General features: G+C 60.9%; 1 protein-coding gene and 1 pseudogene. Both read left to right on the top strand.

The features are described 5' to 3' along the window. Positions 1-141: pseudogene (locus VJ956_RS13110) on the top strand (2OG-Fe(II) oxygenase); the annotation flags it as partial. A gap of 93 nt (positions 142-234) precedes the next feature. After that, positions 235-1,437 carry an IS110 family transposase gene (locus tag VJ956_RS13115; RefSeq protein ID WP_324085490.1) on the top strand — a complete coding sequence of 401 codons (1,203 nt, stop codon included), beginning with the start codon at positions 235-237 and terminating at the stop codon, positions 1,435-1,437. Positions 1,438-1,910: the final 473 nt, after the last annotated feature.

Raw genomic sequence — 1,910 nt, forward strand, 5'->3', positions numbered from 1 at the left:
GGCGAGTTTTTCTGTGAGAAAAACATGTTCAACCTGTTCGGACGGCTATATCTGTTCCGTCCTGATCTATACCAGCATGGTGTTTCGAAAATTGAGCGCGGCAGTCGCTGGCTACTCAGTTTTGCCCTGACCCGGAGCTAGACATGATGTTTTGACCTGCCCGTCCTCAACGATCGTGGGTTACAGTTGAGGACGGAAGATCCATTTGCAGAGCCACATTGAGGAGGGCAGGTCATGAACGAGTTTAAACCAGAAGCGTCCCGAATCGATACCGTTGCGGCGAGCCTGGAGCTACCCGGGCAGGAATGTTACTCAGCGTATGTGGGCCTGGACGTCCACAAGGAAACGATTGCGGTGGCGGTGGCCGAACCCGGGCGGCAGGAGCCTCATTCCGAAGGTGAGATTGCCAACCGCCCGAAATCGATTGAGAAGCTGGTGCGGCGTCTGAGTGAGCGGTTTGGTGGTGGTGTCTTACAGTTTGTGTATGAGGCGGGGCCGTGTGGCTATGGCCTGCATCGCCAGCTTGTCGGTACCGGGCATGCTTGCGAGGTGGTGGCGCCGTCGCGCATCCCCAAGGCCCCGGCGGAGCGGATCAAGACCGACCGTCGGGACGCTTTGAAGCTGGCCCGCCTTGCACGCAACGGCGATCTGACACCCGTCTGGGTGCCCGGCTCGGAGCAAGAAGCGATGCGGGATCTGACCCGTGCCCGAGGCGACATGAAGGCTCAGGAGCGAAAGGCACGCCAGCAGCTTAACGCGTTCGTGCTGCGCCACGGGCACGCCTGGCCCGCTGGCAAGAGGCGCTGGACGGAGGCCCATTACACGTGGCTGGAGTCGCTGAAATTTACGCATGACTGGCAGCAGGTCGTGCTGCAGGAATATGTTGATGCGGTACGGGCGGCGGCGCGGCGCGTGGCCGATCTCCGTGCACAGATGGAGCGGGCGTTGGCGCAGTGGTCTCTGGCGCCGGTTGTGGAGGCCCTGGTGGCGCTACGGGGAATTGACACGCTGGCGGCCATGGTGTTGCTGGCTGAGTTGGGGGATATTTCCCGCTTCGACTCGCCCCGCCAACTGATGGCATTTTTGGGATTGGTGCCGAGCGAACATAGCAGTGGCGGGAGGCGTCGCCAAGGCGGCATCACGCTCACGGGCAATGGTCACGCCCGACGGATGCTGGTCGAATCAGCCTGGAGTTACCGCTTCCCGGCGCGCCAGACGAAACATCTCAAGCGTAAAGCCGCCCCTGCGTCCGAGGCCGCGAAGAGGATCGCCTGGCAGGCTCAGAAACGCCTTTGCGGTCGCTACCGGGACCTCATCCAGGCCGGTAAGAACAGCAAGCTGGTGTGCGTGGCGATTGCCAGGGAGCTGGCCGGTTTTATCTGGGCGATCGTCCGGGAGGAGATGCCGAGGGTCCATGGGACGTCGAACACCGGATAAACCTGGAAACCCCAGCAGGGTCGAAAAATGAAAGAGGAGGCACGTTGAGTCAGGGCAGGGTCAGGCCGGTGTGGAGAACCCTTGAGGACACTAAACCGGCAGTGGCCGGAAATCCGCCCAGAGGCGGTTCCGGTTGCTGATCCCTGCTGCTAGAGAAAGGTCAGCTCCGCGACGTAGTGAAGTCAGGTCGGTAACCAATCCACGTATATCAGTATGATCCACCGTCGCAAACTGCCTGGCCATGTCCTGACCCAACGTGCTTAACCGGAGGTGAAACAACGAACATTGTGCCATCATTTGACAGGTCAAAACATATCAGTGTCCCGTCCGGTCGCCTGAGGCCTTCAGCCTCTGCCTGACAACAACCGGTCCATTTCCGCCAGCGCCTCGATCAGGTCCTTGCCGGACTCCTTGCGGGCGCGGAAATGCTCTTCCGCCATGGGCGCCATCCCCGAAACCTCCGGCACTGGCCG

The sequence above is a fragment of the Marinobacter sp. genome (assembly GCF_035268745.1).
Classification (GTDB): Bacteria; Pseudomonadota; Gammaproteobacteria; order Pseudomonadales; family Oleiphilaceae; genus Marinobacter.

What these genes read in the sequence shown, in the direction of transcription:
- VJ956_RS13115 (WP_324085490.1), top strand. Translation starts at nt 235, where the DNA reads ATGAACGAGTTTAAACCAGAAGCGTCCCGAATCGATACCGTTGCGGCG.